Source organism: Gordoniibacillus kamchatkensis, from assembly GCF_000829455.1.
In the GTDB taxonomy this organism is placed as follows: domain Bacteria; phylum Bacillota; class Bacilli; order Paenibacillales; family NBRC-103111; genus Gordoniibacillus; species Gordoniibacillus kamchatkensis.
In genome coordinates this window covers 1-26,550 of the sequence record NZ_JXAK01000053.1, presented here as the reverse complement: position 1 = coordinate 26,550, position 26,550 = coordinate 1, and the positions used below count along the sequence as shown (strand labels likewise).

Sequence of the window (26,550 nt, the reverse complement as noted above, 5' to 3'; positions counted from 1 at the left end):
AATGCTACTTTGACATTTTTCGAACTTTCCCACTTAACCCTTTAATTCCTGATTTTTTTATGATGTCAATTGTTTTAATTGATAATTTATACCCGTATTTATAATCGAAAATTGCTCTTTTTAGATATCTTTTAATTAAATTCCAATCTATTGCACCTTGTCTATATGATGATATTAAATTCTCAGTCGAAATGCCTTGGTTTTCTATATTACCAACCAATTCTGGATGTTCTAAGTGAGCTTGCCAATTAAACCAATTAAAATAACATTGTCCCTCACTAACTTGATAAGGATTCTGATATGCTTTTTGTAAATCCGGTCTAAGACGATAAATAAGTCGATGCTGTTTCGTAATTTTTTCATTATTATCAAAAAAACCAAATGCCCACGGTGTACTTGAAGTAATAGGATCTTGTGTCTCGGCTTTTTCATACCACTCTAGAAGAGACATCAAAGCTCGATTAGTGCCCTGGTATTTCGAAGCCATTACCTTATGAGCACCACTATCCCAGCCACTGAAATGGTAGAATCCTAATGGTTCCCCGTCAATAATCAAGCCATTCTCAAGCGATCCTTCCATTTTTCGCGTAGTTATATTCCAGGCAGCAACGTTAAAGCGAGAAGACTTGAGAACTTTAACACCTTCAAAAAAGGCGGGCGCAAGATCGATCCATTTTTGGTCTGTCCAAAGTCCCTGATTTAATCCTTCCCTACAAAATTCATACAATCGTTCTGACCACCATTTTGCAAACGCATTTCCATTCAAATCATTCTTGACTGCAACAAACCCAAGATTGTAGACACCATATCGAAGACTGCTTATTTCGTTATCCATAATTGCTTCTATGCTTTTTTCTGGTTTAGTTTGGTGAGGAGTTAATCCGATACTATGGGTTTTAAATATATCGAGCAAATCATCCAATCTCGAAAATAAGACCATATCCGGATCAAAATACAACACAGCTTCACTATTTTCAAAAGAAAGAAGTTTTCTGACGACAAACGGCTTTATTGCAGTACTTAATTCGACTAGTGTATGTCCAAACATCCATGGCTTTAAATTCGGAATATCTAATTCTTCTACTGTAATAATATTATCGAAGGGTTCATTATTTAAATCAAGCCAATTAGGCTTTCGGTCAGGAAGAGCTAAATGTACCGTTACTTCAGGGTGATATTTTTTTATAGAGTTACAAAGCAATCTAACTTTAGGTAAATAATTGGAAGCGGCACTAGTAAAAAAGTGAATCATTTTATAATCTCCTCTTCAATATTGTTAGAATAATATTCATGGTATAGCTTCATTAATTCCTCTAACGCAACACTCGGATCTATTTCGGGAATAATCACCCCTTTAGAATATGTAGAAACTCTTTCTGCCTGGGCTCCTAATGAGAATGTTGCAATAGGTAAGTCATAGTACATCAATTCATTAACAACATAACAAAAAGTTTCTGGTACAATAGATGGTACAAATCCGATATTAATACCCATATCCTCAATTAATTTTGGCAATTGACTATGTTTATACGATCCAGTTACAGTAAGACACTGAGCCTTTGGTACGAAATCCATATTACCTATAACAGTCACTTTAATAGGATATTTATGCTCCTCAATAATTTCTATAATTTTCCGGATTACATTAGCACCTTTAATATCTGATATATTCCCCAATATACCAATATTCATCGGAAATTTTTTAGATATTTCAGGTTTTTCAACAGGTAAATAATCAACGGAATGAGGTTCAATCTGAATATTGTTGACCATTAAATCAGGATAAGCTTTTGCGATATATTTGTAAGACGATTCAGAAAAACAAAGAATTTTATCGGCCTTTGTTAATAAAAGATGCCATGTACTTCTCCAAGAATCAATATCGCTATAATTAACAATTTGTTGGAAATCCCCTTTATTTTTAGGGAGACATATTCGACATTGTTGAATATCTGGTATTCCACAAAAATTGCCATTATAATCCTGAAGCGTAAAGGAAGGACATATACAAAAATAATCATGTATAGGAACAATCAATTGAGCTTTAAAATTTACTTTCAAGTTAACAATAAATTTTATAACCGAAATCGGAAATTCAAAAGACACAAGATTATTAACAAAAATTTCCGAAACATTAATATAATTTGATTCAAACAAATTTTGTAACGATTCAATAGAATCGAGTTTAAAAGTAATATTTTCAGATTTATAATAATAAGTAAGTCCATATTCTAAGTGTGGTATATCGTAAACCAAAAGAAGAACTGGTGTTTCTCTACTATTTTTTTCAATTAATCTTTGACGATATAGGTTAGCCCCTCCACCCATTTTGTGATCAATCACTAATATGAAGGGTAATTTTTTGTAACTATTAATAATTTCTTTAAATTTATTAAGATGCAGAGATTGATTGAACTTTCGATCGCTCATTATTATTTGCTTACTCTTCCAAATTAACTCGGCGATTTTCCCCCGAAAGAGATAAGAAAATGCTTTTTTTATTCTTCTCTTAGAAATTGATAATTTTGTTTGAAGATTACTGCTAACATAATTCAAATCAATTACTTGATCACTATCATCATTAAATTTTAGTTCCAAAAATAGTTTGCATTTACCTTTCGGGATTCTACCAGAAATAATAAATCCGGAAAATTCGGCCTGTGCATATTGAAAATCTTGAGCCACATCTATACGTTGATTTCCATATTGAACTGAAAATACCTCTGTTGTTCCTCTTTTGTATACTAACATTCTAATTTGTTTTATTATTTTCTTACGATGAAAAACCCATCCATAACTATAAATTTTTCCATTGCTGACCTTAAGTGAATCAACTGAAAATTTAAGATCATCAGAGTAAGAAACTATTGGAAGGTTCTGAAATCCAAACATGTTCCATATTCTTTTTGATATTGAAGGTTTATTTTTTAAATTTTCAACATCTATTTTTAATTTTTCTAAGCTAGTGCTAATATTTTGAATTTCAGATACTAATTCTCGAAGTTCTATATGATTAGAAGTTTCATCTCGGTTTTGCTTCACTTTGTATCCTCCTTCTTGGGGAATTTATAAAAATGACAGCTAACAAAAAACCAATATTTCGTATCAGACCATCTTTATAAAATTTACGAGAAAATAAGAAAAGAATTCTTTTAAAAATATTTACTTTCGGCAATTTAGCATATTGCGATATCAATTCAACTTGTTGTTTATTTAAAAAACCAGAATAAAGATGGAGGAAAATTTGGGCTTGCTCTATTGTACGGATTACAGAAGAAATTAAACTACGATTAATTAATTTTGTTTTCATATGTTTTATTGAGAAAAACAAATGAGCACCGGTATCGTTATTGCTATGTTGTCTATACATTATTGTTTTGTTATTTGTATAGATAATTTCTCCTAAAGCAGCAGCGATTATTGCTATCCACCAATCATGCATTATAATTCCTATATCGCTAGTGCAAACTAAATCAGCTAATTTTCTGTTTATTATTAAGGAGCATCCGGTAACATTATTTTGAACAAGAAGCTCATTCAGTTTTTTTCGTTTTGGGTTAATATTTTGATATTTCCAAAAAGATTGGCTAATAATCGAATTATTTCTATCAGTTACAATCAAATCACTATGAACTAACAATGGTTTATTATTGTATTTTAACTCCTCATTCTTAGCGATGTTTAATAGAAATTGTATTTTATGAGGCAACCAAACATCGTCTTGGTCGCAGAACATCACATAGTTTGCTTCAGAATATTTCAATAAAGTTAGAAAACTTTTGCATGGTCCCAAATTTGCATCAGATTCGATAATTTCAACAGATCTTCCAGAATTGTTTTTAAATTTTTGAAGTATCGATATCGTTTCATCAGTTGAGCCATCGTCTCTAATAATCAATTTCCATTCTCTAAATGTTTGCGCTTCAAGAGACTGCAATAAATCAGGCAGATATTTTTCGCCATTAAAAGTAGAAAGTAAAATATCTACTGCCGCTTTATCCATTTTTTGACAATCACCTTTAAAAAACTCTGTTTATTCTCGAGTAAGTTCTGAATGGTTTGTATTTGTTGTTCTATTTCATATTGCTTTAGTTTCGACTCATCAAATAATTTTTCTTGCGTTTCATAAAATTCCAAAAAATACTTTTGATTTTGCTTTTGCATTTCTGTTAATTCCAAAAGCATTTGCTTTGAAATTTCAACAAAATATGAATTTATTTGATGATATTCTTCATGAGTTTTGTTAATTTCCTTAAACACATTTTGGTAAAAACCATCGATTTTGGATTCCATTTCTTGTTTTAAATGATTTATAGCATGTGTAAAATAGTCTCTAGAATTTTCCGAATGCGCATTTAAGCATCGAATAATTGAATCTGTAATGCTATCGGATATAGGTTCACATCTTATTTTTACAGTTAGTTTTAATTGACTATGATAATTATCTAAAGGAAGAAGATCCAGATACAGCTGAGGATCGTCGTTTATGGAGAGAAAACAGAAATCTTTTTTATTTTCAATAATATTAATATTCGCCGTTTTTATAATACCTTTAAAATTATTTTTTTCGCTAATTTCAGCAATTAATTTCCAACATTCGTCCGATTTTTCGTAGATTTTTATAAATTCCACATCACATCGTGCAGGATTATTTGTTGGGTCTAACCTTAAGGTTCCTTTTATACAAGGAGGAAGCATGATTTCGTATTCCCTATCTTCAAAATCAGCTTTTATAGTTACGTAATCGGAGCATTTTTCCGTATAGATTCCTTCAGAATCTAACCAATATAATTGCATTCTAAGATATGATTCTTCACAAAACATCGATGATAACATCATAAATTGGTTAAATTCATGCTCAATTTTTTCTTTAAATTCAACACTATTCGATATCTCAATGTTGCTTGCAGCATTTTGAAGCATTTCATAAAGATTAAATACATGCTTTGGGATTTTATCGATGTACTGGGTTATATCCGTTTTGTTTCGTTGAAGTGACGGTTTGATAATTTCTGATAATTTATTGCGAAATAATACTTGCTCAGTCCCATTTAATCCTAACCAAGAAACAAGCGCAGGAATAGTTTCTTCCCAGCTAGTTATAAAAGCGTCATATTGCACAAAAAATCGATTACAGCCAATTGTATAGTGAAGAGCATGCAAATTATATAAAAGCCATAATCCTATTGATTGCGTATAAGGGAAGTTATCCCTTTTCCCTAAGGACTTCGCTACATCAATAGGATTACGAAAAACAATTAAATACTGAATTTCAACATCCATTTCACCCAATATTTGCTGCCACATCGGCAATAATAAGCACGTTCTTGGATCTTTCCAAGCCCATATAGGTGAGTTGTTGAAGTTTTTAACAATTATTTCTTTTAAACGACTTTTGTACGGTGCTAAATGCGGATGCAGCCACCAATTCTCAGGCAATGGCGCCGGGTTGCTCCAATATGTTTTTAAATCTGCCAATAATTCTTCTTGAAGTGTTACAACCTCCGCCAATTCCCAAAACCCTTCCGGATTATCGCTTCTTGCATTCAACAGTGTCGACTCTTCACCGAAATAAACACCCATTGAATGGATTGCATTTGCTATTAGCGATGTCCCACTACGGTGCATGCCAAGAATGCATATGACTTTATCCATGAATTCCGCCCCTAGCGATTGGATTTAGAAACTATTGACGATACTGAGAAGTCAACCAGGGATGTCATGAGGGATTCTTCAAAATGAAGCACCCTAAAAACTCCGAGATCAATATGTCGATCTAAATAAACCTCTCCATCTTCCGCTATACCTAATACCCCACCGTTCAAAAAGTAAATACCAGCATTAAGCCGCGGGGTAAACGTAAATTCTACCTGCATTATCGTGTTGGCAGTTACTTTTGGAATGCCATTTCCTGCAAGTGTAGTTGCTGCTCCACCGAGCTCCAATCCCGAACCGGTCTTTATTAACATACCAAAACGGACATTATGGCAAGTCTCATAAAATTTAACAAAATATCTCCACACATATGATTCGTTAGGTAAGAGTAAGTTCACTCTTTTACCGCTTAGTGTAGTAATTTCGGGATCGAAAATTTCAGCGCCTCGCTTTTCATATTTCATCGTTTCCAGAGGTATAAGATTTGGGTCGAAGTCAGCTTCAATATCAATTTTTGATTTCGTTCCGCTCTGCACGAATTTCGTTGGTAATTCTTCGTTCTCTTCAACAGCTTGATTAAGGCACTTTAAATTCTTTATATCCTCTCTTATTTGAAATTTTTTATCATACGGAGCATAAATAAGTTTTTGATATAAATTAACCACTTTACTACTGCCTTCAACTAGTAGGAGTTCTCCGGCATCTAAAAGAGCAGCCCGATCACAAAGCTCAATGATTGTTGAGCCCGAATGGGATACGAATAGTATGGTTCCACCGTTTGCTTTAAATTCTTCTATTTTTGCAAAACATTTTCTTTGAAATAATTCATCTCCGACCGCAAGCGCTTCATCAACAATGAGAATTTCTTTTGGTACTAATGCTTGGACAGCAAATGCTAATCGTACTGACATACCACTAGAATATGTCTTAACAGGTTGATTAATAAAATCGCCGATATCGGCAAAGTCTACTATTTGATCATATAATTGTTCTATCTCTTTTTTTGATAAACCAAGTATCGTTCCATTCATAAAAACATTTTCTTTTCCGGTAAATTCCGGATTAAATCCGCTGCCAAGTTCAAGAAGAGCAGCCACTTTACCATTAACGTGAACTTCTCCCACTGTTGGATTTAAAGTTCCGGCAATAATTTGCAGCAATGTACTCTTTCCCGACCCATTTTGCCCAATAATTCCAAAGGTTTCACCTTTTAGAATTTCTAAATTAATATTTTTGAGTGCTTGAAACTCTCTATGATAGTTTGACTTATTTGTTAATACCTGCTTTAACCGGTCCTGCGGTTTGTCGTATATTTTAAAGGTTTTACTAACGTTTTTAATACTAATTGCCGCTGATTGGGACATAGTCCCACTCCTTTCAGTTTAAAGAACATCTGCAAAACCTTTTCTCGATCGTTCAAAAAAATAATGCCCCAATATAAAAATGATTAGACCAAACAAAGATTGCATCAATAATTCGCCCCAATTTGGGCTGAAACCAAAAATGGTTATGTTTCGCATTTCTTCTATTACATAACTTATAGGATTTAAATTGTATAAAAATTGAAACGATTGCGGAATTACCGATTTGGGATAAAAAATTGGACTTAAAAGCATAAGCGCTTGTACAATAACCCCTATCAGTTGCCCAATATCTCTTAAATACACACCCAAAGCGGATAAAAACAAACTTAATCCTGAGATCATCAGGAGATAAGGAAATAAAATTATAAGAAATAAAAAAGAAGCAAGATGCAAGTGAGAGAAAAGAATTATCCCAAGAAATAATATGCAAAAACTGATTAGAAAATTGATAAAAGAAGAGAATAGAATGCTAATTGGCAATATTTCCAAAGGAAAGACAACTTTTTTTACATAATTAGAGTGTCCAATGATAAGATGTGGCGCTCTGCTTATTGTCTCTCCGAATAAGTTGTAAGTGGCTATACCACAAAAAATAATAAGAGCAAAATCTAGTTTCGATTCATTCCCAACATTCCATTTAGCTTTAAAAATCTCGCTATATACATATGTGTATATAATTAACATCAACAAAGGAGTAATAAAAGACCATACAATACCTAATAATGACCCTTTATATCTTAACGACACGTCACGAACAGTAAATTGCTTTATTAAAGATCTATGGTTCCATAAATTAATGAAAGGATTCCAAATAAGCTTCATTCTAAAACTCCTTACCACAGTTAAACCTATATTGAATAACGAATTTTCTCAAATTACTACTCAATTTTATCAGAGTATAGTCAATATACGCTACTTATGCATTTCACCACAAATGGAACAAACATGATTAGCCTTCCCCTCTGCCATATGATAGAATTATGTCGTATTTTAGATGAGAGGGAGACTATGCTGAAATGAGTGCAAAAGCCAATGCGTATGCGGCTGGACGCAAGGCGCAGAGCCCTGCTGCAGTCGAGAAAAGCTCGATCATTTTCTGGATACTAAACATCTTCGTAGTTGCCTTCTTGTTTTGGGCGCCGTTCCAGCGGGGATTGTTCAACGGCGGGAACGTTGACTTTGAACGCCCGATTTACAGCGGATTCGTATGGTCGGCAATTATTTTGTTCCTGACAGCTATTTTCTCCTTCTACGTTTATAGACTGAGGGATCAAAAAGACATTCTTACAGCCGCCGTATTTCTGATGCCGTTTACCTATACGATTTCGCTAGTGACGGCCGCGTCGCACTATCTGGCGACCAATATGATATATATCCAACTGATATATGCCGCCTTTTTCATCTTAGGCGTTTTTCTGACAAAAAACAAGCTGGGAACGTCGATTGCTGCCGGAACATTGATGATTTCCGGTTATGTAGTCGTATTGTTCGGATTGCTGTATTGGCTTGGCAACGGCAAGCTTGGCGATGCGCTCGTCGGTTGGTTCGCCACGATGGATTCGGTCAAAAATACTTACCTTAATGCCGTCATGACGGACTCGAACGGGCTGCGCCTGACTTCCGTGTTCCAATATGCCAACTCCTACGCAGCTTACCTGATTGCCCTCATGCTTGCTGCGGTGTTTTTCATTGTAAAATCGAACAAATGGTATCAGGCGCTGCCGCACGCACTCATGCTCGTTCCGATTATCGTCTCGTTCTGGCTGACGTTGTCCCGCGGCGCGATCGTGATTGTGCCGGTCGTGTTCCTTATTATGCTGTTCTTCCTCTCGATTCGGCGCCAAATCGTATCCATCATTCAGCTCGCTTTGGCATTTGCAGCTTCGCTTATTATCTTGAATAAAATCACAACTGTCGGCACGCAATTGCAAAAGCAAACCAGTGCCGCTATATCATGGCAAGGCTGGTCGACGCTGCTTCTTGCTTCTGTAATTTTCGCTGTGCTGGCCATTGCCATTCAGATCTTCGTTTCGCCGCTGTTGGACCGAGCAACGGAGCGGTTTAATGGGCGCAGATTTGCAACCTTCGTATTGCCGGTGGTGGCGATCATCGTAGGTGTGATCGGTGCCATTTTGCTGTTTGGGGATACGGGGTTGAAAAATATTCTTCCCGCCAACGTGAAGATTCGTTTGGAGAACATCAACTTCCAGCAACATTCCGTCCTCGAGCGGGGAACATTCTACATGGATGCGATTAAGCTCTGGAAAGATTACCCGATTATCGGGGCAGGCGGCGGTGCATGGGCATCGCTGTACGAGAAGTATCAAAACAACCCTTATACGAGCCGGCAGGCGCATAACTTTGCGCTGCAGTATTTGGTCGAAGCCGGTGCGCTCGGGTTTCTTGTTTTTGTCGCTTTTGTACTGGCGATTTTGTATTTTTATATACGCAGCTATACGAAAAGCTCTCCCGAGAGTCGGGACCGGTACTTTTTGTTCTTCATTCTTACGGTCGCGCTTCTGGTTCATAGTATGATTGACTTTGACCTCAGCTACGTATATCTGGGCGCTGTTTTGTTCTTGTGTCTCGGTGCCATGCTGAGCAGCTCGGACTCGGTGCCGATTCGCGTAAAATCGGACTCGCTTGTTCTGCACAAAGCGTTCCCTGGAGCGCTGTTGGTGCTGTCCGTTGTTATGTTTATCATCTCCACCAGGTTGCTTAGCGCCAATAACTCCTATTTGCACGCTCTCGACTTGTCGAAGACCAGCCAAAATTATAACGAAATTGTCGCTCCGATCGATCAAGCGCTCAAGCTCCATCCGAACCATCCGGACTATTTGCTTACCGGTCCGCTAAGCAAAATAGGTATGCAGGTGCAAATTTACAGACAAGATCCAAACAAATACAAGCAGTTTTTCGATGATGCGCAAAACGAACTGAACACTCTTGAGAAGGCTGAGCCTCACAATCGTATCGTTGCGCTCCAGCAGCTCAATTTCCTGCAATCGAGCGGCAAGCTCCAAGAGGCACTCGATTGGGCGAATAAGCAGCTGCCGAATTATCCTTGGTACATCGACATGTATGAGAGCAAAATCTCTCTGAGCGTCGAGCTTGGCAATCGGGCGCGTACGGAAAAAAATGTTCAAGCTACGGACTCATATTTTACCCAAGCGCTCGAAACGTATAATACGATTCTTCAACGTATCGATTCACTCAAAAACTTGCCTAAGGGGCAAGAGCAGGGCCGTCCGTTCGATGTCACTCCGAGCATCGCGGTGAACATCGGGGAAATATATTATATGCGTGGCGATTACGTGACTGCATCCGCCCTTATGAAGCCGCACGTTACAGACAATATGAACGATCAGCTGAATCGGACGCTCGTACGCTGGTACCTCGCGTCGCTGCAAAAGCAAGGCCAGAACGATCAAGCTCTCTATGACAAGTTAATAGCGAAGGATGCCAATGAGCAAACGAATATTGCCTCGATCCTCGCAACGAACTTTCAGACGAAGTAGCTAGTGGTGAAAGCAGCATAGATTCGATCGTAGAAAAGGTGCCACAGTGCTGTGGCGCCTTTTCCTCACCCATTTGGTCCATATTTTTCTATATATGCTAATTATTATTAATTTAAGGTGGTGATTTTCGATGACATAACGTAATGGCACCATGCTAATCCTACTAGCTCATCGGAGAGGAGAATATGTCTTGAGGCACAGACTGTGGTACAAAACGTCCCAAATGCTGGCACTCATTATGCTTTTATCCGTATTAGTTCCAGCCCTGTCGTATGCAGCTACAGGCATTACCGGCGCTACATATGATAAGGTTACTGGCAAAGTCACAGCAACTGTATATACCGATACCTACAATACAACAGGTCCTGACGAGGTGTTCCTTAACGTGTACGGCGACGACCATTCTCCGTGGAAAACGGTCGGCAGCGCGACGTATGCCACCTACTCCTGGACTGACAGCGTTACGCACGCAACCTACTTCAACTTTTCCTACACGGTTCCGTCGGGCGTTTACGCTGCCGTGTATATGAACGGCTCCTATCAGGGCACTGTTTCGAGCGATGTGTACGTACCCGATTCGCATGATTACGGCAGCCCCGGTTCCTGCTGCACAACTGGGGGCGGCGGCTTCGGATGGCCTTCTCCGAATGACGGCACGATTACCGTTCCGGCCGACGGTACTGTTGATGCAGATGAGCTCGCCAAAGCTTTTCAATCTTCGAAGTCCGTCGTGCTGAAGTTGAATGGCGACTTCGCGCTTATCCCGGCCGCTGGTTTGCTGGATGCCGTTAAAATCGACGGTGCGATGCTGAAGGTGGTGGGTGACAACGGTGCTTACTTGCTGCCGCTTTCTGTTTTCAAGCTGGATGATCTGGCGAAAACACTCGGGATCGACGTCAAAGATCTGAAAATCAAAGTGTCGATTGCCAAAGTAACCGGAGATGCTGCAGTTGCGGTTAGCAGCGAGCTTCAAACGTTAGGCGGCACGGCGCTCGCGGATCCGGTCGATTTCTCGGTAGCAGCTGTAAGCCAAGACGGTAAAGCAATCGAGGTTGACTTCGGAAAAACGTACGTAGCTCGACAGCTTAAATTGAGCAGCGATGTGGATTCCGCAGCGGCTACCGGGCTGACATGGAACGAGTCGACCAAGAAGCTCAGCTTCGTCCCCAGCACATTCGACAAAACCGACGGCTCGACGGTAGCGACACTGTGGCGCAACAGCAGCAGTATTTACACAGTTGCTAAGTTCAACAAAACATTCACGGACATTCAAGGCCACTGGGCGCAGTCGTATGTGGAACTGCTGGCGAATAAGCTCGTTGTAGACGGCGTAACCAATACGACGTTCGAGCCGGACCGCAGCATTACCCGCGCCGAATTTGCTGCTCTTGTCGTTCGTTCGCTCGGCTTGAAGACCGATGCAAGCGCGACTACCTACTTCTCCGATGTGAAGCCATCCGATTGGTATGCCGGCGTAGTCGCCGCCGCTTCGCAAGCGGGCATCATTGACGGCTACGAAGACGGCACGTTCCGCCCGGATCGGCAGATCACCCGGGAAGAGCTGGCTGCCATGGTTGTAAGAGCTATGAAATATGCCGGTCAAGATACGAGCATGTCGGATTCCGAACAAGCCAGCTACCTGGCCAAGTTCAACGACGCCGACCAAATTGTTTGGGGGCAAAAAGAACTGGCTACGGCAATAAAAGCAGGCATCGTAGACGGCATGACGGACACGACGCTAGGCTCGCTGCAGGAAGCGACTCGCGCACAATCCGCAACGATGCTGAAGCGATTCTTGAGCAAGGTCGGTTTCATCAATTAAAACGGTTAAGGAGTCCGATACCGGGATATGGTGTCGGGCTCTTTTTTTGTTTCAATGGCGTTCGTATCCCTTCGCGGTTATAATAGAGTTGATTACTCGCGAACGAAGGAGACTACATGAACTCAAAGCCTACCGAAGTATTCTGGCATACCGCGAAAATTCAGGCGGAAGACCGGCACCGCTTAAACGGCCACAAAAGCTGCGTCATATGGCTGACAGGCTTATCGGCATCAGGCAAGTCCACCTTGGCGAACGAGCTGGACAAAGTATTGTTTGAGCGCAGCATTCGCTCGTATGTGCTAGACGGGGATAATATCCGACACGGACTGAACAAGGATCTTGGTTTCAGCCCCGACGATCGGAAAGAAAATATTCGCCGTATCGGCGAGGTGGCCAAGCTGCTGGTTGACGCCGGCTTGTTTACGATCACGGCCTTCATCTCCCCTTATCGGGAGGACCGGGACAGCGTTAGGGCACTTCTTCCGGAAGGGCAGTTTATAGAGGTGTATGTGAAATGCACGGTAGCGGAATGCGAACGCAGAGACCCTAAAGGTCTTTACAAGAAAGCCCGCAATAATGAAATCCGCGAATTCACGGGCATCTCAGCGCCTTACGAAGAGCCGCTTCATGCGGAGCTGATCATCGACACGGAGAACGATACGATCGCGGAATGCGTGGAGCAGTTAGTCGCTTATTTGGAGCAGCATAGTTATATGTAGGAAAAGGACACTCGATCGCTCATGATCGAGTGTCCTTTTACCAGGAAGGCTAGAACCCGAATCCCTTAAGCAGCGGAAAAATAAACTGTACGACGCCCATGCCGATGCGGAGCCAGTTGCCGATGCCGCCAAAGCCGCCGCCCCCGCCTCCAAAAAGGCCGCCAAGAGCGTTGCCCATGCCGCCGAGTAGGCCGCCGCCCGCACCTGACGCACCTGCGGCGGCAGCGGCTCCGGGCGCTGCGCCACCGAATAACGATCCTAAGCCGCCTAACGCGGCAATTTGCGCCTTTGCTTGATTGGCATTGCGGGATACTCGCATGCCGCTGCGAACGCCATGCATCACAATCTCTTCGTTCTCAATGCCGGCGATAGTGCCGCAGTAGACGCTTCCGTCCTTTAAAACCGCACAGATCGGTACGCCAAGCAGACGCCGGCAATCTTCCGGGGTGACGGCAGCAGGAAGGTGCGCGGTCTGCCGCGGCTGCCGCCGGTGCTGAGTCATTTTGCCCATTAGTGTAACTTCCTTTCCCTAAATAGCATCTCTAGTTATTCAGTTTATGGCCGACTAACAGAGATTGCCTGTGCGAAAGTGTAGACAAACCGGGCAGCAGCAAAATAAAACGCCCTTCCAATATTTAGCTTGACAACACAAGCAACGGATGGTAATATAGGAACAAAGGTTCCCATACAATTCACTTACGAGGAAGCACCCGTAAGAAAAGGCTGTTCGCAGTCTTTTCGCGGGTGCTTTTTGCGTTGTGTTCAATCGGATGGGGACGTTATCAACGAGGAGGATGTATATGCGCAAGTTGAACAAGGTATGGTTGATTGTCGTATTAGGATTGCTGGTAGCCGCACCACCCGTTGGAGCGGCATCAGTAGAAATGGCTCCGACGGTGAAGGCAGCGTTCGATAAAATGGTTGCATCCGCCGACTCCTCACTCGCTTCCAGAATGACTCTCACGTATCAGGATCTGGCTACCCTCCAGACCCAAAATGAAGAATGGGATAGAAACAACGGGGCGATACATGCAGACAATTCGGAACGGCTGTCCCAGTTTAGCAAGGAAATGAAACAATTGGACGCCGAAAAGCGCCAAAAGCTGGAGCTCGAGTACAAGCAAACGAGGGAGAAATACGAGCCGCTATTCAATTCGTATTCGGCACTAAATAAGCAGATTGTGGTCGCCAAGTTTTTCAAAAGCAAAGAAGTAAATGCCGCATTGCGTGCACAAGCAGAAGCTATGAAAATCCCGGTACAGTTGGCCCGGGAAGACATTAAAGCGAAATTGGACGCCTGGAATGCGGCCAAACAATCTACAGCCGACACTGTCAAACGGGTGAGACAAACCCTCGCCGAAACAAAGCCGCTGCAAGATCAGATCAAAGCGAAGAAGAAATCGGTCACCTCGCTCAACGGCCGTTTTTCCGAAGCCTGGAAAGGCTTTTCTCCCGCCGTGAAAAAGGCCGATGCTTCTGCCGCGATGAACGCTTTAACCGAAGCTGTATCGATTTCACGCCAAAGGAACGATCTGAAGGAATCGATTTATGCGTTAGAAGTAAATATCAAGGACATTTTGCAGCGGGCAAAAAGGCAGTTGGACTAATTTATTACATATAGCTGAAAGGTGTGAAGAGCATGTTGAATCATGTAATTTTAATAGGAAGACTCACTCGGGATCCGGAGCTTCGCTATACAAGCTCGGGGATTGCAGTAACGCAGTTCACTTTAGCGGTTGATCGGCCTTTTGCGACGAATGGTCAGAAGGAAGCGGATTTTATCCACATTGTGACGTGGCGCCAGCTAGCCGAATCGTGCGCCAATTATTTGAAGAAAGGACGCCTATGCGCTGTTGAAGGTCGAGTTCAAGTTCGTACGTATGATAATAACGAAGGAAAAAAAGTATTCATGACGGAGGTCGTCTCCGATAATGTACGCTTCCTGGAAAGCCGAAATAAGGACCGAAATAACGTCCTTAACGGTGCTGGACAAGGTCCATCGGAACGAGTCGATGAAAAGGAGGTGCCATTGTCGGAAAACGGAAGCCCGGTTGATATCTCGGATGCGGAGTTGCCCTTTTAAAAAACGGACATACAGCGTTCGGACATGAATGGCGCTTCGGAAAAACAACGCCCTTCGGTCAACATATGCGCGTGTGAACCGAAGGGCTGCTTAAATCGGCGCATGCTTCGAAACCGCCGTCTATCCATCACTAGCACCTTGTATAGCCCCTTGCGTATTGCTTCTTAAAACTGTTTCCAGAGCGAGGCCATTCGCTGATGGTTCCCATTACATTCCATATTAGGCGGTCATTCGGGGCACTGCTCTACCGCGACCGACTTCGCAGGCCAAGCTATTTGAATATACGATCAAGCTCTGCAGTTAGCCCAACAAAGAGAAATGATTGTGCGGATTCGTTCTTTTTGTAGGTGGCGGTCTTGCTGAATTCACAGTCTTCAAAGTAATAAACGGCAATTTCACGGCTGAGCGGATTGACGATCCAGTATTCCTTTACACCGCACGACATATATAGGTCAAGCTTCTTGATCATATCCTTGCTGCGCGTTCCCTCGGATATGATCTCCACCACCAATGCCGGGACTCCTTTATAGTAGTCATCTTCACCCAAATGTTCCTCGAGGTCGCATATGACCATAATATCCGGCTGCACAACATTGATTTTCTCCGCCGACCGGTAGAGTGTAATGTCATAGGGAGCCACAATTGGAGTGCATTTGCTTCCCTGAAACCAGATATAAAATAAGCCGAATAATTCGGTTAGAGCAATCTGATGGGCTGTTTTGGGCGATGCCAGCAAATAGATCTCGCCGTCGATGTATTCGTACCTCTCCTCGCTGTCCCGGGTCAGCTCCAAGAACTCCTCATAAGATGCTTTCCTGATGCCGTAACCGTACGATTCTGCTTGTTCCTTGACGACATTTTGAACATCCGTCGTTGTGCCGAAACCGAACCCGCCTCCTTGATCGCCGACAATTTGGCGATGGCGTTCCCGTTGCGAGTAATGATGATGTCCTCTTGTGAAGCTATATCAAATATTTCCCAAAAATTGTTCTGCAATTCCGTGGAGTTCACGATCATGGGCAACCCTCCCCGAATCGATATATCCAAATTAGCTAAATTAGCTATAGCTCTATTGAAGCTAAAAATCCATCATTTGTCAATGGACACCCTTATCCTTGGCTACGGTAGGCACTCGCCTGCCCCTGTTCGGAACTTCCGCCCTAGAGATGGCGCCCATGCTGGACGTACACAAAAAAACCTCCGATTCACATGAAGTGAATCGGAGGGCTTCTTTACTTTAACTGCTTGAATTACATCATGCCGTCCATACCCATGCCGCCCATGCCGCCCATGCCGCCAGGTGCAGCCTTTTCCTTCTCCGGCTTGTCGGCGACGACTGCTTCAGTCGTCAGGAACATAGCCGCTACGGATGCAGCGTTTTGCAGTGCGGAGCGAGTCACTTTCGCGGGGTCGACGATACCGGCGTCGATCATGTTGACCCATTCGCCGGTAGCAGCATTGTAGCCGATGCCTACAGCTTCTTTCTTCAGGCGCTCGACGACGACGGAGCCTTCTTGGCCGGCGTTAGCCGCGATGATGCGAACCGGCTCTTCCAGTGCGCGCAGCACAATGTTCACTCCTGTTTTCTCGTCGCCTTCAGCGGAGACTGCAGCTACAGCGTTGTATACGTTCACGAGTGCCGTGCCGCCGCCGGAGACGATGCCTTCTTCTACCGCAGCGCGGGTAGCGTTCAGGGCGTCTTCTATGCGCAGCTTGCGCTCTTTCAGCTCGGTCTCGGTAGCAGCGCCGACTTTGATGACGGCAACGCCGCCGGCCAGCTTGGCGAGACGCTCTTGCAGCTTCTCTTTATCGAAATCGGAAGTCGTTTCTTCCAGTTGCGCGCGAATTTGCGAAATGCGAACGCCGATGTCTTTCTTGTCGCCGGCGCCGTCCACGATGATCGTGTTTTCTTTGGACACGCGAACTTGGCGAGCGGAACCGAGTTGGTCCGGACGAGTGGACTTCAGCTCAAGGCCGAGCTCTTCCGTAATCACTTGGCCGCCAGTCAAGGCAGCGATGTCGCCCAGCATAGCTTTGCGGCGGTCGCCGAAGCCAGGAGCTTTAACGGCAACGCAAGTGAACGTACCGCGCAGGCGGTTCACAACGAGCGTAGCCAGAGCTTCGCCTTCTACGTCTTCCGCGATGATCAGCAGCTGCTTGCCGGATTGAACGACTTTCTCCAGCACCGGCAGAATCTCTTGGATGTTGGAGATTTTCTTGTCGGTGATCAGGATGTACGGATTGTCGAGCACAGCTCCATTTTGTCCGTGTCAGTGATCATGTACGGCGAAATGTAGCCGCGGTCGAACTGCATACCTTCTACAACTTCCAGCTCGGTAGTGAAGCCTTTGGACTCTTCTACCGTGATGACGCCGTCGTTGCCGACTTTCTCCATCGCTTCTGCGATGAGTTGGCCGACTTCGTCGTCAGCAGCGGAGATCGCAGCGACTTGCGCAATGCTTTGCTTGCCAGCGATCGGCTTGGCGATGTTTTTCAGCTCGTCTACGGCTGCTTTTACGGCTTTGTCGATACCTTTGCGCACGACCATCGGATTAGCGCCTGCCGTAACGTTTTTCAGGCCTTCGCGGATCATCGCTTGCGCCAAAACGGTAGCAGTCGTCGTACCGTCGCCTGCGACGTCGTTCGTTTTCGTTGCTACTTCTTTAACGAGCTGAGCGCCCATGTTCTCGAATGCGTCTTCCAGTTCGATTTCTTTGGCGATCGTTACTCCGTCGTTCGTGATGAGCGGGGAGCCGAATTTTTTCTCCAGCACGACGTTGCGGCCTTTCGGGCCGAGGGTTACTTTTACAGCATTGGCAAGGGCATCGACACCGCGCAGCATCGCGCGGCGAGCGTCTTCGCTAAATTTGATCTCTTTAGCCATGTTCGTTTATACCTCCCGGAAATAATCGTTTAAGTAATTGGGTAGTTGCTGTTGCAGCAAGTACGGCGAAGCCGTGTATGTGGTCGGCTAAATTAGGCTAATACCGCCAGGATGTCGCTCTCACGCAGGATGAGCAGTTCGCGTCCTTCGTACTTCACTTCGGTGCCTGCATATTTGGAGAAGATGATGCGGTCGCCTTCCTTCACTTCCAGCGGAACGCGAACGCCGTCTTTCAGCGCGCCTGCGCCGACAGCAACGACCTTGCCTTCTTGCGGCTTTTCTTTCGCCGTGTCCGGCAGCACGATGCCGCTTGCTGTGGTCTCCTCTTTTGCAATGGCTTCAATGACTACGCGATCACCCAAAGGTTTGATCATGAGAAAATTAGCCTCCTTTAGATTGGTGGAATGTAAAGGTGATTTGTTAGCACTCGAACACGGTTAGTGCTAACAACAACACTTTTATGATACTCAGATTTGCGCGGGAATGCAAGAGGGTTTACTTATTTTTTACCGATGCAGTTTGTTTAAGTTCATTAAAGCGTTAAAGCATAACGAAAATCATCCTGAACGGCATAAAAGCTTCCCTGTTTACGAAGCGAGTTTTGCTGCACCGAGATCGAAATTAGCCCCTAAGCAGCTTCTTTTATGGAATACGGAACGCTTCCCGTCCGGCAACACACCTTCATCAGTGTACCCAAGCGCAGGTCAATTATTCCAATACAGGAACTTGCTGCTTCAATTTCGCTTCCGCACCCTGCCCCGTTCTCCTAAGCGTGACCAGCGGCCCGCGTCTGCTGCGCATATAACCGCCCGCGCAAGCGCGGAATGAGCGAGGCGGAATTCGAGTTAGGCGATGATGAACGGCAAGGCGCTCTCCTTCACAGCATGAGCGAGATTGTCAAAAGAAAGCCACAAACACGAACAACGCAAACGTCAAAAACGCCGCTCCTCCTCGCCTGGCGAGAAGTGAGCGGCGTTTGTTTTTACGGTTGCAGCGGTGTTTACTTCGCGCCGTACTCCGCTTCCCATGCGAGATCCTGCGCGACTTGCTTGCGGTACACAAGGCGCGAGAGCAGCACCGAGAACTCGTACAGCAGCACCATCGGAATGAACACGATAATGGCCGACAAGGCGTCGGGCGGCGTTATGACGGCGGCGATAATGACGAGCGCCATATACGCATAGCGGCGCAGTTTGCTGAGCCGCTGCGGATTGAGCAGACGCAGCCTGGTCAGGAACATGACGATGATCGGCAGCTCGAACACGAGCGCTACCGGCAGCAAAATGTTGAACATAAAGCCGAAATATTGCGCCATGCCGTAAGTTTCCTTGATGCCGATGCTGTGCGAAATGTTCGAGCCGAACATGAACGCCATCGGGAAAACGACGAAGTAGCCGAACCCCAGCCCGACGAGAAACAGCAGCGTCGCAAACGGGATGTAAGCGAGGGTGGCGCGCTGCTCGACGGGGCGAAGGCCGGGCTTCACGAACGCCCATATATGGTAGAGCGCCACGGGCAGCACCAGCAGCAGGCCGATGAGCAGGCCGAAGTTCATATAGATGCGGATCGGTTCCCACGGCGAAAACGCATTCAGCTCCATTCCCCGGGCCGGAGGCTGCTGCGTCAAAAACAAGATCGTTTTCTTGGCAAACAAAAGCCCGATCGCCATCCCGGCGACCAAAGCGACGAGCACCCATAGCAAACGCTTGCGAAGCTCCCGCAGGTGCTCGACAAGCGTCATTTCATCTTGGTTCATGATTAGATCGATCCTCTCTATTCCGGCAGCCGGCGCGGATCCGGCGCGCGGCGGGGCCTCACGCCGGCCTGAGCGGCTGCCTGGCCGGTGCCCGTAGGGCGTTCGCCGGTTGCGCCCGCGGCAAGGTGCTCGCCGCCGCCGGCGGTAGCCGCAAGATCGGCGGACCCGGCTGCGTTCCCGTAGCCGCCGGCATTAGCGGCATGGGCTAGCGCAGATGCCACACCGGCACCGGCGGCGTGGCCAGCCTCCCGCGGCAGTACGAAATCGCCTGCATTTCCGGCGCGGGAAGCCTCCCGCGGCAGTCCGGAAGCGTCAGAATTCACGGCGTAGGAAGTCACCTGCTCCTGCTCTTGCGCCATACCGCCGTTCTCGCTGAAGCGCCGAGCCTCCTCTGGCAGTGCCGCCTCGGCGCCATCGCCGGAGCGTTGAGCCTCAGTCTCCCCCGCGGTCGCGCCGGTACGGGCTGCGATCTGCGCCGGCAAGGCGGACTGTGGCTGCCCGGAGCGGCCTGCCTCTGTCTGCCCCGGTAAAACAGACGGACGCTGCTCGGGAGGGCGAGTCAGCTCCTCCATAAACGCCGCCGCAGTCGAGCGGAACTGCCGCACCGCTTGCCCCACCTTGCGGCCGATGCCCGGCAGCTTGTCTGGACCGAAGAGCACAAGCGCCGCCAAAGCGATCAGCACAAATTCGGATAAGCCGATATTTTGCAGCATGGCTGCTTGCCCCCTCCTCCGTTATCAACTCAAGCTTCAGCCGAGCAGCCCGCCATAGCCGAGCTCCACGATGTCGCGGCGCGAGATGCGCTCGCCGGCGCATATGCGCGGCAGCAGCTCGTCGAACGACGTGTACGGGTCGTGCATGACGCAGCCCGGCAAGCCCATGATCGGCGTATCGCCGTGATAAGCCATCATGAGCATCGAGCCGGGCAGCATCGGCGTGCCGTAGCTGACGATGTCCGCGCCGGACATGCGAATGGCTCCGGGCGTGCGGTCGTCCGGATCGACGGACATGCCGCCGGTAACAAGAATCAGATCGACGCCGCGCTGCAGGAAGGCGCGGATTTCCGCCACGATCGTCTCGCTCTCGTCCGGAGTAAACCGCTGTTCGACCACTTCGCTGCCAAGCGCTTCCACTTTAGCCCGCACCGCCGGGCCGAATTTGTCCTGGATGCGGCCTTTGAACACTTCGCTCCCGGTCGTGACGACGCCAACGCGAAGCTTCCGGAACGGTTTCACTTCGACCGGTGCGGCTCCGCCGTGCCCGTCCCGGTAGGCGGCGGCCAGGCGCTGCACCTCGGCGATGCGCGACTGCGCGATAACGAGCGGAATGACGCGCGTGCCGACGAGCGATTTACGCGGCTGCACGACTGTGTTGGAACGAATGGTGGACAGCGCAATCTGTTCGATTGCGTTCACTTCGTCTACGAAGCTGCGGTCGATTTGGGCCAGACCGTGGATGGCCGCCTTCAGCGTCACTTTGCCTTCGTGCGGCTCGGTCAGCTCCACGCCGGAGCCGGCGACGGCAGTTGCCATCGCCTTCGCGGCATCGTCCTCGTGCATGTACCCGGCGCCGAGCTCCAGCGTATAAATATGTTCCTTGCCGATGCTGAGCAGCGCCGGAATATCTTCAGCCCGTACAACATGGCCTTTCTTGAAAAGCCGGCCCTTGAACTCGCCGGGCAATATTTGCGTCAAATCGTGCGCCAGCACGAGGCCGACGGCGTCTTCCACCGCTACCTCGCGCAGCATTTGGGCCGCGGCCGGGTCGGCCTTGTAGCGAAGAGCTTCGTCCCCATCGCGCGTCATCCGTGATCGCCCTCCCGCCCGGTCAGAATAGCTAGGGCATGAGGGAGCTGATCGATGATGACGGCAAGATTTTCGTGCACGCCTTTCGGGCTGCCGGGCAGGTTGATGATCAGCGTGCGGCCGCGAATGCCGGATACGGCGCGGGACAGCATGGCGCGCGGCGTTTTGGCCATAGCGCCTTGGCGCATCGCTTCGGCAAAGCCGGGAGCGAGGCGGTCGACTATAGACAAAGTCGCCTCCGGCGTTACGTCACGCGGAGCCAGCCCCGTGCCTCCCGTCGTCAAAATCAGGTCGGCATTGTAGTAATCGGTCATTTCGATCAGTGCAGCCATAATTTCGTCCTTCTCATCGGGAACGACGCGGTATTCGATAATTTCCCCGCCCATCTCTTCTTCCACCAGCTCGCGGATGACCTGGGCGCTCGTATCCTCGCGTTCCCCCGCGAGCCTCGGTCGCTGGCAGTCAGGATCGCAACCTTCCATCGCACATCGGCTCACCTCTCCTACCCTCAATGTACCAGATTTCGCTTATGAAAGTGTATCATTTCTGTGAAAATCGCCGCTCTTGCCGCCGGTTTTCGCCACCAGCACCGTCGGGCCGAGCTCCATCGCCTTATCGACGGCTTTGCACATGTCGTATACGGTCAAGGCGGCGGCCGACACAGCCGTGAGCGCCTCCATTTCGACGCCCGTCTGCCCGGTCGTTTTCACGGTCGCTTCGATATAAAGCCTACGCTCTCCGTCGTCGGCGAAGCTGATGTCCACGCCGGTAATCGGAATCGGATGGCACATCGGAATCCAGTCCGGCGTTTTTTTCGCGGCCATAATGCCGGCTACCTGCGCTACGGCGAGCACGTCGCCTTTGGCCAGCTTGCCCTGCTTAATGAGTTCGAGCGTGGAACGCTCCATTGTGACGGTCGTGCGAGCCGTTGCGGAACGTTTCGTATCTGTCTTATCCGAAACGTCCACCATGCGCGCCCGGCCCTGCTCGTTAAAATGCGTCAGCGGCAATGCGCCGCTCTCCGCCTCCTGCTTGTCGCTCAAGCCAGCTCCCCCTTTGCGGCGGCGTATTCGGCTCCGCCGTCCATTCAACCTTTTCGCCGCACGTGCTGCGATTCCGTTACAATCTCGTCCACGCGAAAATCATGCCACCCGAGCGGCACCTGCTCGACGATCTGAGCGTTGAAGGCGGCGGCCAGACAATGCGGGGGCTTCAGCCCGAGCGGCTCGAAGCGCTGCATGAAGCGGTCGTAAAACCCGCCGCCGTAGCCGAGCCGGCCGAAATCGCGGTCAAAGCCGAGCCCCGGCACGAGGATGAGCCCGATGGCGCTGAGATCTTTCAGCTCAGGCTGCGACGGTTTCGGCTCACGGATGCCCCATGGGCCGGTATCGGCAGCCAGATCGGCGAGCGAGTCGACAAAATGCAAGCTCATCGTTTTGCTTTCGCGGTCCGTGCGCGATAAGACGACCGGAACGCCATGCTCCCAGCACCAGTGCATGACGGGCGTCACGTCGACTTCGGTGCGGATCGGCATATAGGTAAAGAGCGCTTTGCCTGTCGGCTTCAGCCCGGTACCGGGGATGGGAGGCGTTTTGCCGGGATGGCTGCTGCCTTGGACCGCAAGCGATCGTCCCGCTGCGCCGGTTTCGGGCCTCATTAATTTTTGCCGGCAGACGTCGATCACCGCACTGACAATCCGCCGCTCTTTGCCTTCGCGCTCGGCTCCCGAAATAGCTCCGCGCTGCGTTTCCAGCACTCTCCTCAGCTCGATTTTTTGTTCGCGTACGTTCATGGTCGTCCTCGCTTCGTGCGTGGTATGGTAAGTACGGTTCGTTCATTCGCGCTACTACGATTACGACCATTTTACCATAATGCAAGCGGGAACAGGAAACGAGCCTATGCAAGAGGTGCCCTGGGGGCGATGGGCTCGGGGCGGGGCGGACCTGCGCGGCGAATCGATTGGGGCCGGTGGCGGTCCCGCAGCATTGCCATAATTTTCGGTTCGTCCAGCAGCGCATCGACAATGTCGGGATCAAATTGCGTTCCTTTATGCTGCTCAAATTCGCGGAGCACGTCATCGCAATCCAGCCGCTCCCGGTATACCCGGCGGGAAGTCATGGCGTCCAGGCAATCCGCCACGCATATAATTCTGGCGTAGAGCGGGATGTCCTTGCCCGCCAGCCGGTGCGGATAGCCGTTGCCGTCGTAACGCTCGTGATGGTGCAAAATCATTTCCAGAATGCCGGTATTTTGAAAAGCGCCGATATGCTTCAAGGTGTTATGCCCGATGACCGGATGCTCTTTAATTTTCTCGAATTCCTCCTGCGTCAGGCGCGATCGCTTGTTGAGCACAGCTTCCGGGATGCCTATTTTTCCGATATCGTGCAGCAAACCGCCTATGTAGATGGTCTCGCATTCTTTTTTCGTCAGCTTTAATTTTTGCGAAAGAAGCAGCGCATAGGCGGCCACGTTTTCGGAATGGGCGGCCGTATAGCTGTCGCGGGAATCGAGCGCTTTGACCAAAGCGGAAATCGTTTCGAGCGTCTGTTGTTTTTGCAGCGCGATTTGTTTAATCATCATCGGAATGACGACGACAGGGGCCAGAAACGCCACAAGCTGCAACAGGATGACATTCATTTCATAAATGTTGACATAAAGCGGCGGATTGATCCAGTAATAGACGCCGGTCAAAAGCAGCGCCAAGGCGGCGCAAACGGCACGGCTGCTCCAAAAGGCCATGCCCGCCACGACCAGGCATAAAAAGTACAAGCCCGGCATGCTTTTGTTTTGCGGAAAAACGAACTTGTCGACATAAACCGTGGCCAGAAAACAAACAAAAACAACATTCGCAAAACGAAGGGGCGTTCTACGATTCTTATGTATTTGTGCGACATGGATAATTTCATTTCTTGCACCTTGATGGGAATCCGGCTTCCCCGTTTTCCCTCGTCCTTTTTTGGCAACAATATGCCATAATTCGACACTATTTTGTACAAGCTAACGTAGTTCTACGTTAAATATGCGGATCCGGTTGCACAATTTGGCGAAATTTAACTAAATCTTATAGAACGAAAAACAGATCGAGTTCGATATAACGGATGCTTTGCATGTCCCCGATGCCGGCTTCTCCCGAATCGTGTATACTTATAAGTTGACGGTATGACAAAAGCGGGGGTTCACCATGCTGCTTCAGGTTTCCGGTATATCGAAATATTACGGCGCCGCTCCGGTGCTTTCGAATATTCATTTGCAGATTGAGGATAAGGAACGGATTGGGCTTGTCGGCGTGAACGGCGCTGGCAAATCGACGCTGCTGCAAATTATTGCGGGGGAAATAACCGCGGACGGCGGGGACATTTTCAAGGCGAAGGAGACGAAAATCGGCTACTTGCGCCAGCACAGCGGGCTGCGGCTCGATCGCACGATCGGCGAGGAAGTGCGCGCCGTTTTTGCCGAGCTGCTGGAAGCGGAGCGCGAGCTGCGCCGCCTGGAGGAGGCGATGGCCGATCCGGCGCTGCATGCGGACGAGAAGCGGTACGAAGATACGCTCGAACGGTATGCGGCCAAGCAGGAATGGTTTCAAAAAAGCGGCGGCTACGCCATGGAATCGACGATGCGCAGCGTGCTGCACGGCATGGGCTTCGGCGGCATGCCGCTCGAGACGCCGACCGCTTCGCTCAGCGGCGGGCAGAAGACGCGCCTGGCGCTCGTCAAGCTGCTGCTGGAAGCGCCGGATTTGCTGCTGCTGGACGAGCCGACCAACCATCTCGACATCCCGACGCTGACTTGGCTGGAAGGGTATTTGCGCGGCTATCCCGGCGCGATTTTGGTCGTGTCGCACGATCGCTATTTCCTTGATGCGCTCGTCACTTCCATTTATGAAGTGGAAAGAACTACGGCGAAACGCTACACAGGCAATTATTCGCGCTTTATCGAGCTGAAAGCCGCCGAGTACGACATCCAGCTGAAACATTACGAGCAGCAGCAGCAGGAAATCGCGCGCATGGAAGATTTTGTGCAGCGCAACATCGCCCGGGCGACGACGACCAAGCGGGCCCAGAGCCGGCGCAAAGCGCTCGAGCGCATGGAACGTCTCGACAAGCCGGCAGGCGAGCTGAAAAGGGCCAGCTTCTCGTTCGAAATCGAGAACCAGACCGGCAAAGAAGTGCTGAAAGCCGCGGGGTTGGCGGTGGCGTACAAGCCCGGGGACCCGCTGCTGCAAAACGTCACGTTCGAGCTCCGGCGCGGCGTGGCGGCCGCTCTCATCGGACCGAACGGAATCGGCAAATCGACGCTGCTCAAAACGCTCATCGGCCAACAGAAGCCGGAGCGCGGCTCTGTCGAATGGGGCGCGGGCGTGCGCATCGGGTATTACGATCAGGAGCAGTCGGGTCTAAATCCGGCCAATACGGTGCTGGAAGAGGTGTGGGGCACGTTTCCGCATCTGGAAGAGGCGCGGGTGCGGACTGTGCTCGGCAACTTCCTGTTCAGCGGCGAAGACGTATTCAAGAAAGTGTCGGCGTTAAGCGGCGGGGAAAAGGCGCGCGTGGCGTTGGCCAAGCTCATGCTGCAAAAGGCAAACGTGCTCGTGCTCGACGAGCCGACAAACCATCTCGATCTGTACAGCAAAGAGGTGCTGGAATCGGCTCTGCTCGACTATGAAGGTACGCTGCTGTTCATTTCGCACGACCGGTATTTTTTGAACAAAATGGCGGAAATGATGCTGGAGCTAAAGTCTGACGGGCTGGACATTTATCTCGGCAACTACGACGATTACGTGGAGAAGAAAACGGAGCTGGCCGAGCTCGAAGCGGAGCGTGCCGCCGCGCGTAGCGGCGGTGCGCGCGGCGCAGGTGCCGGCGGCGGAGCGCGGGCTGGCGGCGCGGGGCGCAGGCTGGCGGAGCGCGCGCCGGCTGAGCGTAGGCGGTGCCGGCGCGCAGGCTG

General features: G+C 48.1%; 22 protein-coding genes and 2 pseudogenes. 6 read left to right on the top strand and 18 right to left on the bottom strand.

Features of this window, described 5'->3' with window-relative positions:
- Window positions 1-4: 4 nt before the first annotated feature.
- Genes SD70_RS24650 through SD70_RS24625 form a run of 6 tightly spaced genes read right to left on the bottom strand, consistent with a single transcriptional unit; the run spans window position 5 to window position 7,841 of the window.
- Window positions 5-1,252, bottom strand: a complete 1,248-nt coding sequence (locus SD70_RS24650) for a hypothetical protein (protein WP_041050604.1) — start codon at window positions 1,250-1,252, stop codon at window positions 5-7.
- Window positions 1,249-3,042 carry a glycosyltransferase gene (locus SD70_RS24645; protein ID WP_041050603.1) on the bottom strand — a complete coding sequence of 598 codons (1,794 nt, stop codon included), beginning with the start codon at window positions 3,040-3,042 and terminating at the stop codon, window positions 1,249-1,251. The genes SD70_RS24650 and SD70_RS24645 overlap by 4 nt, the downstream gene beginning before the upstream one ends.
- Entirely contained in the window at window positions 3,023-4,003 is a 981-nt protein-coding gene (locus SD70_RS24640) for a glycosyltransferase family 2 protein (protein WP_041050602.1), read from the bottom strand. Before SD70_RS24640 ends, SD70_RS24645 begins: the two co-directional genes overlap by 20 nt.
- Window positions 3,985-5,655, bottom strand: coding sequence for a sulfotransferase family protein (locus SD70_RS24635; RefSeq protein ID WP_041050601.1), 1,671 nt, complete (start codon window positions 5,653-5,655; stop codon window positions 3,985-3,987). Before SD70_RS24635 ends, SD70_RS24640 begins: the two co-directional genes overlap by 19 nt.
- A gap of 11 nt (window positions 5,656-5,666) precedes the next feature.
- The gene (locus tag SD70_RS24630; protein WP_041050600.1) at window positions 5,667-7,019 is read right to left on the bottom strand and encodes an ABC transporter ATP-binding protein; all 1,353 of its coding nucleotides are present in this window, start codon (window positions 7,017-7,019) and stop codon (window positions 5,667-5,669) included.
- A gap of 18 nt (window positions 7,020-7,037) precedes the next feature.
- Window positions 7,038-7,841: an ABC transporter permease gene (locus SD70_RS24625; protein WP_041050598.1), complete on the bottom strand. Its 804-nt coding sequence runs from the start codon at window positions 7,839-7,841 to the stop codon at window positions 7,038-7,040.
- Window positions 7,842-8,035: 194 nt separating this feature from the next.
- Between SD70_RS24625 and SD70_RS24620 the strand changes: the two genes are divergently transcribed.
- The 3 genes from SD70_RS24620 (at window position 8,036) to cysC (ending at window position 13,078) form a co-directional block, all read left to right on the top strand.
- Window positions 8,036-10,537 (top strand): O-antigen ligase family protein, encoded by a 2,502-nt coding sequence (locus SD70_RS24620; RefSeq protein ID WP_041050596.1) that lies wholly within the window; start codon window positions 8,036-8,038, stop codon window positions 10,535-10,537.
- A 190-nt stretch (window positions 10,538-10,727) separates the two neighbouring features.
- Window positions 10,728-12,359 carry an S-layer homology domain-containing protein gene (locus tag SD70_RS24615; protein WP_041050595.1) on the top strand — a complete coding sequence of 544 codons (1,632 nt, stop codon included), beginning with the start codon at window positions 10,728-10,730 and terminating at the stop codon, window positions 12,357-12,359.
- 116 nt (window positions 12,360-12,475) lie between these two features.
- Window positions 12,476-13,078 carry an adenylyl-sulfate kinase gene (gene cysC / locus SD70_RS24610; protein ID WP_041050593.1) on the top strand — a complete coding sequence of 201 codons (603 nt, stop codon included), beginning with the start codon at window positions 12,476-12,478 and terminating at the stop codon, window positions 13,076-13,078.
- 49 nt (window positions 13,079-13,127) lie between these two features.
- On the opposite strand, the gene SD70_RS37160 is transcribed toward cysC, so the two are convergent.
- Complete coding sequence (locus tag SD70_RS37160; RefSeq protein WP_041050591.1) at window positions 13,128-13,589, bottom strand: hypothetical protein; 462 nt, start codon at window positions 13,587-13,589, stop codon at window positions 13,128-13,130.
- A 289-nt stretch (window positions 13,590-13,878) separates the two neighbouring features.
- On the opposite strand from SD70_RS37160, the gene SD70_RS24600 reads away from it, so the two are divergent.
- Together SD70_RS24600 and ssb are read left to right on the top strand one after the other, a co-directional pair.
- Window positions 13,879-14,685 carry a hypothetical protein gene (locus SD70_RS24600; protein ID WP_082053632.1) on the top strand — a complete coding sequence of 269 codons (807 nt, stop codon included), beginning with the start codon at window positions 13,879-13,881 and terminating at the stop codon, window positions 14,683-14,685.
- 32 nt (window positions 14,686-14,717) lie between these two features.
- Window positions 14,718-15,161, top strand: a complete 444-nt coding sequence (gene ssb / locus SD70_RS24595; protein ID WP_041050588.1) for a single-stranded DNA-binding protein — start codon at window positions 14,718-14,720, stop codon at window positions 15,159-15,161.
- A gap of 271 nt (window positions 15,162-15,432) precedes the next feature.
- Here the strand turns inward: ssb and SD70_RS24590 are convergent, their stop codons facing one another.
- The 11 genes and pseudogenes from SD70_RS24590 to SD70_RS33920 all read right to left on the bottom strand — a co-directional run bounded on the left by SD70_RS24590 (window position 15,433) and on the right by SD70_RS33920 (window position 24,384).
- Window positions 15,433-15,954, bottom strand: coding sequence for a Uma2 family endonuclease (locus SD70_RS24590; RefSeq protein ID WP_197081162.1), 522 nt, complete (start codon window positions 15,952-15,954; stop codon window positions 15,433-15,435).
- Window positions 15,945-16,178, bottom strand: coding sequence for a type II toxin-antitoxin system Phd/YefM family antitoxin (locus SD70_RS37155; protein ID WP_197081160.1), 234 nt, complete (start codon window positions 16,176-16,178; stop codon window positions 15,945-15,947). Before SD70_RS37155 ends, SD70_RS24590 begins: the two co-directional genes overlap by 10 nt.
- 233 nt (window positions 16,179-16,411) lie before the next feature.
- A pseudogene (gene groL, locus SD70_RS24585) lies at window positions 16,412-18,045 on the bottom strand (chaperonin GroEL).
- A gap of 92 nt (window positions 18,046-18,137) precedes the next feature.
- Entirely contained in the window at window positions 18,138-18,419 is a 282-nt protein-coding gene (groES, locus tag SD70_RS24580) for a co-chaperone GroES (RefSeq protein WP_041050586.1), read from the bottom strand.
- 626 nt (window positions 18,420-19,045) lie between these two features.
- The gene (gene tatC / locus SD70_RS24575; RefSeq protein WP_041050584.1) at window positions 19,046-19,801 is read right to left on the bottom strand and encodes a twin-arginine translocase subunit TatC; all 756 of its coding nucleotides are present in this window, start codon (window positions 19,799-19,801) and stop codon (window positions 19,046-19,048) included.
- Window positions 19,802-19,818: 17 nt separating this feature from the next.
- A complete protein-coding gene (locus SD70_RS24570) occupies window positions 19,819-20,514 on the bottom strand; it encodes a Sec-independent protein translocase subunit TatA/TatB (RefSeq protein WP_041050582.1) in 696 nt (231 codons plus the stop codon).
- A gap of 36 nt (window positions 20,515-20,550) precedes the next feature.
- Complete coding sequence (locus SD70_RS24565; protein ID WP_231571504.1) at window positions 20,551-21,606, bottom strand: molybdopterin-binding protein; 1,056 nt, start codon at window positions 21,604-21,606, stop codon at window positions 20,551-20,553.
- Window positions 21,603-22,093, bottom strand: a pseudogene (locus tag SD70_RS24560) (MogA/MoaB family molybdenum cofactor biosynthesis protein). Before SD70_RS24560 ends, SD70_RS24565 begins: the two are co-directional and overlap by 4 nt.
- Window positions 22,094-22,133: 40 nt before the next feature.
- On the bottom strand, window positions 22,134-22,649 hold the full coding sequence (gene moaC / locus SD70_RS24555) for a cyclic pyranopterin monophosphate synthase MoaC (protein ID WP_052487847.1): 516 nt from the start codon (window positions 22,647-22,649) through the stop codon (window positions 22,134-22,136).
- Window positions 22,650-22,693: 44 nt separating this feature from the next.
- Window positions 22,694-23,398 carry a 5-formyltetrahydrofolate cyclo-ligase gene (locus SD70_RS24550; protein WP_041050581.1) on the bottom strand — a complete coding sequence of 235 codons (705 nt, stop codon included), beginning with the start codon at window positions 23,396-23,398 and terminating at the stop codon, window positions 22,694-22,696.
- Window positions 23,399-23,502: 104 nt separating this feature from the next.
- Complete coding sequence (locus tag SD70_RS33920; protein ID WP_052487846.1) at window positions 23,503-24,384, bottom strand: HD-GYP domain-containing protein; 882 nt, start codon at window positions 24,382-24,384, stop codon at window positions 23,503-23,505.
- A 403-nt stretch (window positions 24,385-24,787) separates the two neighbouring features.
- On the opposite strand from SD70_RS33920, the gene SD70_RS24540 reads away from it, so the two are divergent.
- Window positions 24,788-26,550, top strand: a 1,763-nt coding sequence (locus tag SD70_RS24540; RefSeq protein ID WP_041050580.1) for an ABC-F family ATP-binding cassette domain-containing protein, incomplete at its 3' end; no start/stop codon positions are given.